This is a genomic window from Protofrankia coriariae (assembly GCF_001017755.1).
Lineage (GTDB): Bacteria > Actinomycetota > Actinomycetes > Frankiales > Frankiaceae > Protofrankia > Protofrankia coriariae.
The window spans coordinates 1-6,739 of sequence record NZ_JWIO01000057.1; the positions used below are offsets into that span (position 1 = coordinate 1).

Consider the following 6,739-nt stretch of genomic DNA (forward strand, 5'->3'; position numbering starts at 1 on the left):
CATTTGACTTGACATCTACCGTGGCGCCTGCTCGTGTTCGCAGGCTTCGTCACGCTGGCGCTGAATGTCGCCGAACCACTCATCGAACAGAACTACGGCCGGGCAGCCTTCGACGCCGTTGGACCGCTTCTCCTGATCGGCTGGGCCGAGGTCGGGCCGGGCCTGCTCCAAGCAATGAAGGCCACCGAGCCCAAGACGGCCCAGCCTACATCCGGAAATGGCCTACCCGCAGCAGACGAGGTATTCGTGCAGCCGGAAGCCCCCAGGGCTACGTCCCCTGTGCCGGAGCAACCCCACACGAGACAGTCCAAGGATGAGCTCGAATCCGTCCAGCACATTCAGGAAGAAAAACCGAGCAGTACACTGTCGCCAGTATCGCCTATGGACGAGGACATCGGACCCACCGGAGACTTCATCCCCGAGAATCAGAGCCGGCGCCGGCGATGACGGAGGCCAGCGTCGGATTGACAAAAAAGCGCGCGAGCAAGACCTGCTCCACCGGGCACGCGCTGAAGATGTGCTCCATTGGCAGAATAGCCAGCGTCCAATCTCGGCGGAAACGTTGCGGAAACGTCTCCACGTCGGTGCGCCCACCGCTCGCAGGCTCGTCGCAGAACTGCGCAGCGACACCCACACCAGGATCGAAGGCATCACCGGGCCCGTGGATGGCGAGTCTCCCCGAGGCCGGTGATCGACGAGGACACGGGAATCCCGCGGCGGCCGAATTCAACATCCAGGAGCGGGGCAGTAGTGTCCTATGAGGGCTCGAGTGAGATGTTCACCTCTCGCCGCCAGCGCTTCAAGATCCCGTTCTGTCATGGAGGCGAAGTACATCGTCCGTGCCGGTGCCGAGCGGTCGCGAGCCTCCGGATGATCGCCTACTCCCGATCTCTACGGATCGGGAGTAGGCGGAGCAGCTCCGCTGGCTGTGGCCGACCGGGATTCATGGGTGCTCTAGGCTGTCGGCGCTGTGGATGGCGGGCGCTGGAGCTCGCCCGCGGGACGCGGCGGGCGAGACCCGCGGCAAACACGATCGCCGCGGCGATGGCGTAGGAGCCGACCCGCAGTGTCCAGGCGTCGCCGGGCAGATCAGTGAACAGGGAGATATAGAGGGGATGCGCGGCCGCGGCCACGGCCAGCCATTCCGGTCGGCCGGCGAGGACCGCGAGAGCCGCCACCAGTACCCCGTACCAGGGTTGCGCGGGAGTGGCAGTCAGGAACGCGGCGCCGACAAGCCACAGTGCGCCCCTCTCCACGGGAACCCGGTCGGGATCGGTCCGTAGCACTGCGGCCGTGACTGCGGCGAGCAGCGCTGCCGCGACGGCCTTCGCGGCAGTGCCGTGCACGCCTAGACCCGCGAGCAGAAGGAATCGGCTGCCCTGGTCGTAGCCTTCGACGCGCAGATACTCCGGAAGGAAACCGAGCACACCTGTCCCCACCGCCAGCACGTGCGGGAGATAGGCCAGTACGACCACCGCAGCGGCCGCGCCCGCCAAGGCGACGGGCCGGCAGGCGCGGCGTCGCCCCACCATCGCCGCGAGTACCAGCACCGGATAGAGCTTGACCGCCACGGCCGCCCCGAGCAGGCCGCCGGCCAGCCACGCCCGCCGCACCGACAGGACGGGGGACGATGCCCCCCGGGCCACGGACGGGGACACGCACGGGGACAGGGAGGGCGACTCGCCCGCAGGGGGCCGGCGGCCATGAGTAAGCAGTGCCAGGGCGCCGAGCACGAGCAGAGCGCCGAGGACGTCCACATGTGCGTCGGAGCCGACGTCCAGGCCTGCCAGCGGCGTCAAAGCGTAGAAGGCCGCGTGGCGCGGATCCCGCCCGCGCCGGACCAGCATCCGCATGAGGAGGCCGACCAGGGCCAGCGAGAGGAGCGACGCCCAGAGCTGGAGCCGGTGCTCGCGTGGCGGCCCGGGCAGGAGCTGCACCGCCGTGAAGTAGGCCTGCGCGACCGGCGGGTAGATGGTGTGTGCCCGAGGGTAGTTCAGCCGGGTGCAGTGTGGCTGCGGGTCGTCGGCGGTGCACCCGGCCGAGTTGGGGAACAGCCAGTCGTCCCGGACGGCGGTGAGCTCTGGCGCTAGCGGCCCGTAGCGGTAGGGGTCGATGCCGGTGGCCTGCACCCGGCCGTCCCAGGCGTAGCGGTACAGGTCGTCGGAGAGCCGCGGGCCGCTCGTGAGAGCCACCGCGTGGATCAGGATGACGGCGACGAGCAGCAGGGCCATGGCCAGCCGGCGGGGAGCGGCGAGCACCAGCAGGGTGGCCGTCGCCAGCCCGAGCGCCCACCACAGCATGACCAGGTACAGCAGCGCCGGGGTGCTGACCAGGTAGCCGGGCTGGCGCAGCACCGCCCGCTGGGTGGCGAGCAGGCCCGCGAGCCCGATGGCGGCGCCGGCGAGCGCCGCCGTCCGCCACCCGGGGAGCCGCGCAGCCGGGCTGTCCGGCTCGGTGGAGGCGGCCCGGGCGTCGGTTACGGCGGAGGTGCTCGGCATGCGGTCAGCCTGGCGGCTGTTCCGGCTGGCAGGACAGCGCCGGGGCCGGGCTTCTCCGTTTCGTAAGGCTTCGCGCCGCCCGCGGGCCGGCCGGCGGCACCTACGGTGCGGACATGCGCGTGCTGACGCGGCGACTCCCGTCTCCCCCCGAGGTCCTGCGGCGTGGCCCACTGCGTGCGGGTGCCTTCCCCAGCCGGCTGCACGAACCGCGTCTCGCCGCGCTGCTCGGCAGCTGGCTCGGGATCGCGTTCGCCGTGTGCTTCCTGACGGGGCTGGTCTCGCACTTCATGCAGCACCCGCCGGGCTGGCTGGTCTGGCCCGCCCGCCCGGTCTGGCTCTACCGGCTCACCCAGGGCCTGCACGTCGCCACCGGGCTGGCGTCCATTCCGCTGCTGCTGGCGAAGCTGTGGACGGTGTACCCCCGGCTGTGGCAGTGGCCGCCGGTGCGTTCGGCGGCCCACGCGCTGGAGCGGCTCACGATCGTGCCGCTCGTCGCGGGATCCCTCTTCCAGCTGGCCACCGGCGTCGCGAACATCGCCCAGTGGTACCGGTTCCGGTTCTTCTTCACCGTCACCCACTACTGGGTCGCCTGGATCACGGTCGGCGCGCTGCTGGTGCACCTCGCCGCGAAGGCCACGGTGGTGCGGGCGAACCTGGGCACCGGCCGGGTCGGGGGCGCGGACCCGACCGGCCGGCGGGACGNNNNGGCGGGACGCGCCGCGGCCGCCGGACGGTGGGCTGTCCCGGCGCGGCCTGGGGATCGCCGTCGGGACCGCGGCCGGGGTCATCACGCTGACCAGCGCCGGCCAGTCCGTGCCCTGGCTCGCGCGGCTCGATCTGCTCGCACCCCGGCGGCCGGATGTCGGCCCGCAGCGGCTGCCGGTCAACCGGACCGCGGTCGCGGCGGGGGTCGTCGCGCTCGCTCGTGATCTGGGCTACCGGCTCGAGATCGTCGGGCCGCGCCCGTTCGCCCTCGGCCTCGACGAGCTGCGGGCCCTCGAGGAGCACACGGCGCGACTGCCGATCACGTGCGTGGAGGGGTGGGCCGCCGACGCCACCTGGCGCGGCCCGCGCCTGCGGGATCTGCTCGACGCGGCGGGCATACCGCCTGGCGCGACGGTGCGCGTCGAGTCGCTCGAGACCCGTGGCGGCTACCGGTCGAGCGAGGTCGCCCCGCCGCACGCCCGGGATCCACTGACACTGCTGGCCACCGGGCTGAACGGGGCCGACCTGGACATCGACCACGGGTATCCGGCACGGCTCATCGCACCCAACCGGCCGGGTGTCCTGCAGACGAAGTGGGTGCACCGGGTGGTGATGCTGTGAGACCGACCCCGCTGCGCGTCCTGCGCGGCGCGCTCGCGGCCGCCGGGCTCGCGGCGCTCGGCTACGGCGTGGCAGGGCTGTTCACGACCAGCCGCGCCACGCACCCGCCGCAGGCCGCCCGCTGGCTGATCGGTGCGCTGCTGGTGCATGACCTCGTCGCCGTCCCGGTCACGGCCCTGGTGGGGATCGCGCTGACCCGGTTCGTACGCCCCCCCTACCGGGCGGTGGTCCAGGGTGCGTTCCTGGTCAGCGGGGCCGTCGCCCTCGCCAGCCTGCCGCTGTGGCGCGGCTACGGCGGTTCGCCGGGCAACCCGACGGTCAACCCGCTGCCCTACGGGCGGAACCTGGCGATCGTTCTCGGCGCCGTGTGGGCCGGCGCCGGAGTCGTACTCGCCGTCCGGGCGGTCCAGGCGCGGCGGCGCCAGGGACCCACGCAGGGCCCGACCTAACGGCAGGGCCCACCCCGGAGGCATGTCGGCAGAGCTCCTCCCTGTGACAGAACCGACCCCGGTGGCACCCCGGTGACGCGGGCTGCGGAGAGGGATGCCTGGCGGGGAACGGGCGGACGACCGGGTGTTCACCGCCAGGCCAGTTCACCGCCAGGCCAGGGCCGCGAAGCGACGGCGCTCGCTGTCCCAGGTCGCCACGACCTCCAGGCCGGCGGCCGCGGCGTGCCGGGTGATCTCCCCGGGCCCGACGAACGCCCAGGGAAACGGCCGCGACACCCGGCCGTCCGGCCCCTCCAGGCGGACGGGCCCGCGGCCCGGCTCCGGGTCGGTGCCGAGCTCGACCAGGACCCGGCCCTCCCGGGCGAGCAGCTCGGCGGCGCGGCCGAGCAGCAGGCCCGGGTCACCCCCGATGCCGATGTTGCCGTCGGCCAGCAACAGTGTCGACCAGCGTCCCTCTCCCGGCAGCGGGCCGAAGACGTCACGGCACAGCGCGGGCGCGCCCGCCCGGCGGGCGAGGCGGACGGCGAAAGGCGCCACGTCTATGCCGAGCACGGGCACACCGCGCCGCGCGAGAAAGGCCGCCAGCCGGCCGGGACCGCAGCCGACGTCGAGGGTGGGGCCGGCACACCGCCGCAGCAGGGAGGCGTCACCCGGGGCCAGCCCACCGCGCCAGGTGAGCACCGGCAACGGCGCCCGCCGACCGTCGGCGTGGCGTACCCACAACCGGCCGTCCGTGGAGCGCAGCGCCGCCTCATACAGGGCGGTCGGCGGACTGCCAGCGCCGCCCTCGGCAGCGGCAGCGGCTGGGGCCCGGACTGGGGCAGCGGCCGGGGGACGCGCCTGCGTGGGTCCGTCGTCGCCCACGGTGTTCCGCGCGGAGCGCGCCGCCGCCGTCATCTCGCGACCCGCGAACAGTCCTCGCCGGCCTCGCTGGCCCGGATCGCCTGGAGAGCACCGGCGAAGCGGCCGTGCGGGGCAAGGCGTGCCGCAGCCTCCGCATCGGCCGCGGTGTCGACGTCCCTCAGCACGGGCAGCGGCGCGACCCGCAGGCCGGCCCGGACCAGCCGGTCAAGCTGGCGGGCCCCGGTGTCAGGCCGCGAGGTCGCGATCCCGTGCAGCAGGCGGCCGTCGGCGCGACGCAGGCCCAGCGCCCACCATCCGCCGTCGGCGGCGGGGCCGAACACCGCGTCCGCGCTGGCCAGCTGCCGGCAGGCGTCCGCGAGCAGGTTTGAGGTCAGCTGTGGGGTGTCCATCCCGATCAGGAGCGCGGGGCTGCCGGCAGCGGTGTCGAAGGCGGCGGCCAGGCGGACGTCGAACGGGCCCGAAGCCTGCGGGACCGTCTCGACCGGCACCCGCAGCCAGGGGCCGGGGGCACCGTCGAGCACGAGCACGGGCCGGACCATGCCGGCGCCGGTGCGCCCGGCGAGACGGCTGACCGCGTCCAGGGTGTCCGCGAGGGCCGCCTCGGCCAGCGCGGCGGCCTGCTCGGGAGTGAACGGTGGTGTCAGCCGGGTCTTGACCCGTCCGGGAACCGGCTCCTTCGCCACCACCAGCAGCGTCACCGCGGGGACCGGCCCCACCGGGACCGGCGCCACGGGTGTCCGCTCCCCGGGGACCTGCGCCGGGGGCCGCTGCGCGGTCATCGCAGCCTCGCCAGGGCTGCGGTCATGTCCCGCACCGCCCGTGCCGTGCCCAGCGGCGTCCCGGTCACCTTCGACCGCCCGACCCGCGGCCGGTAGTCGACATCCGTCTCGATGATGCGCCAGCCGGCCTGTCCGGCACGCAGCAGCAGCTCCAGGGGGTAACCGAAGCGCCCGTCGGCGATCGGAAGGCCCAGCAGCGCCTCGCGCCGCGCGGCCCGCATCGGGCCGAGGTCGTGGACCGGGACGCCACGGCGGCGCAGCCGCTGGGCGACGACCGCGTTGCCCAGCCGCGCATGCGGCGGCCAGGCTCGCGGGGAGGTCGGCCGCCGCCGGCCCAGAACGAGGTCGGCGCGCCCGGCCGTCAGCTCGGCGACGAGGCCGGGGAGCTGCGCGGGGTCCAGCGACCCGTCGGCGTCGCAGACGCAGACCACCTCGGCGCCCGCCGCCAGCAGACCGCCCCGGACCGCCGCACCGTAGCCACGCCGCGGCACGTCGACGACCACGGCGCCCCGCTCGCGGGCAACGCGGGCCGACCCGTCGCGGGAGCCGTTGTCCGCGACCACGGCACGGTAGCCGGGCGGCAGTCGGTCCAGGACCCAGGGCAGTGCCTCGGCTTCGTCGAGGCAGGGCAGGACGACATCCACCGACGCCTGCGTCGGGTCACATTGCGTGATCATGATCGGCACTCTAGTGACGACCTGTACGCACCGACCCTTACCAAACAAGGAAATCCGCTGCCCGGCGGCCGACTCGCCGCGGTCTGCGCGGAGCTTCTTACGAATCGGTGACGGCCGGTTCCAGCGCCGCCCGCGGCGGCTGCCGG

6 protein-coding genes and 1 pseudogene are annotated in these 6,739 nt (G+C 74.0%); 3 read left to right on the plus strand and 4 right to left on the minus strand.

The genetic code is table 11. The features are described from left to right. Nucleotides 1-24: 24 nt before the first annotated feature. Nucleotides 25-691: pseudogene (locus FrCorBMG51_RS27535) on the plus strand (hypothetical protein); the annotation flags it as partial. A 187-nt stretch (nucleotides 692-878) separates the two neighbouring features. Here FrCorBMG51_RS27535 and FrCorBMG51_RS22210 read toward each other — a convergent pair. Further along, nucleotides 879-2,498, minus strand: a complete 1,620-nt coding sequence (locus tag FrCorBMG51_RS22210) for a glycosyltransferase 87 family protein (RefSeq protein WP_086055624.1) — start codon at nucleotides 2,496-2,498, stop codon at nucleotides 879-881. A gap of 813 nt (nucleotides 2,499-3,311) precedes the next feature. Here FrCorBMG51_RS22210 and FrCorBMG51_RS32075 point away from each other — a divergent pair. After that, nucleotides 3,312-3,824, plus strand: coding sequence for a molybdopterin-dependent oxidoreductase (locus tag FrCorBMG51_RS32075; RefSeq protein ID WP_235433814.1), 513 nt, complete (start codon nucleotides 3,312-3,314; stop codon nucleotides 3,822-3,824). Next, nucleotides 3,821-4,273: a hypothetical protein gene (locus FrCorBMG51_RS22220; RefSeq protein WP_052914942.1), complete on the plus strand. Its 453-nt coding sequence runs from the start codon at nucleotides 3,821-3,823 to the stop codon at nucleotides 4,271-4,273. The genes FrCorBMG51_RS32075 and FrCorBMG51_RS22220 overlap by 4 nt, the downstream gene beginning before the upstream one ends. A gap of 144 nt (nucleotides 4,274-4,417) precedes the next feature. Here the strand turns inward: FrCorBMG51_RS22220 and FrCorBMG51_RS22225 are convergent, their stop codons facing one another. From FrCorBMG51_RS22225 to FrCorBMG51_RS22235, 3 genes are read right to left on the minus strand one after another with little or no spacing between them, the layout of a single operon-like run. Next, a complete protein-coding gene (locus FrCorBMG51_RS22225) occupies nucleotides 4,418-5,137 on the minus strand; it encodes a class I SAM-dependent methyltransferase (RefSeq protein WP_235433815.1) in 720 nt (239 codons plus the stop codon). A 29-nt stretch (nucleotides 5,138-5,166) separates the two neighbouring features. Further along, nucleotides 5,167-5,916, minus strand: coding sequence for a TIGR04282 family arsenosugar biosynthesis glycosyltransferase (locus FrCorBMG51_RS22230; RefSeq protein WP_083731351.1), 750 nt, complete (start codon nucleotides 5,914-5,916; stop codon nucleotides 5,167-5,169). Next, nucleotides 5,913-6,593: a glycosyltransferase family 2 protein gene (locus FrCorBMG51_RS22235; RefSeq protein WP_047224969.1), complete on the minus strand. Its 681-nt coding sequence runs from the start codon at nucleotides 6,591-6,593 to the stop codon at nucleotides 5,913-5,915. Before FrCorBMG51_RS22235 ends, FrCorBMG51_RS22230 begins: the two co-directional genes overlap by 4 nt. Nucleotides 6,594-6,739 lie beyond the last annotated feature (146 nt).

Bases quoted from the DNA above. Each gene is read 5' to 3' on its own strand.
- FrCorBMG51_RS22230 (WP_083731351.1), bottom strand. From the start codon at position 5,916: ATGACCGCGCAGCGGCCCCCGGCGCAGGTCCCCGGGGAGCGGACACCC.
- FrCorBMG51_RS22210 (WP_086055624.1), bottom strand. From the start codon at position 2,498: ATGCCGAGCACCTCCGCCGTAACCGACGCCCGGGCCGCCTCCACCGAG.
- FrCorBMG51_RS22235 (WP_047224969.1), bottom strand. From the start codon at position 6,593: ATGATCACGCAATGTGACCCGACGCAGGCGTCGGTGGATGTCGTCCTG.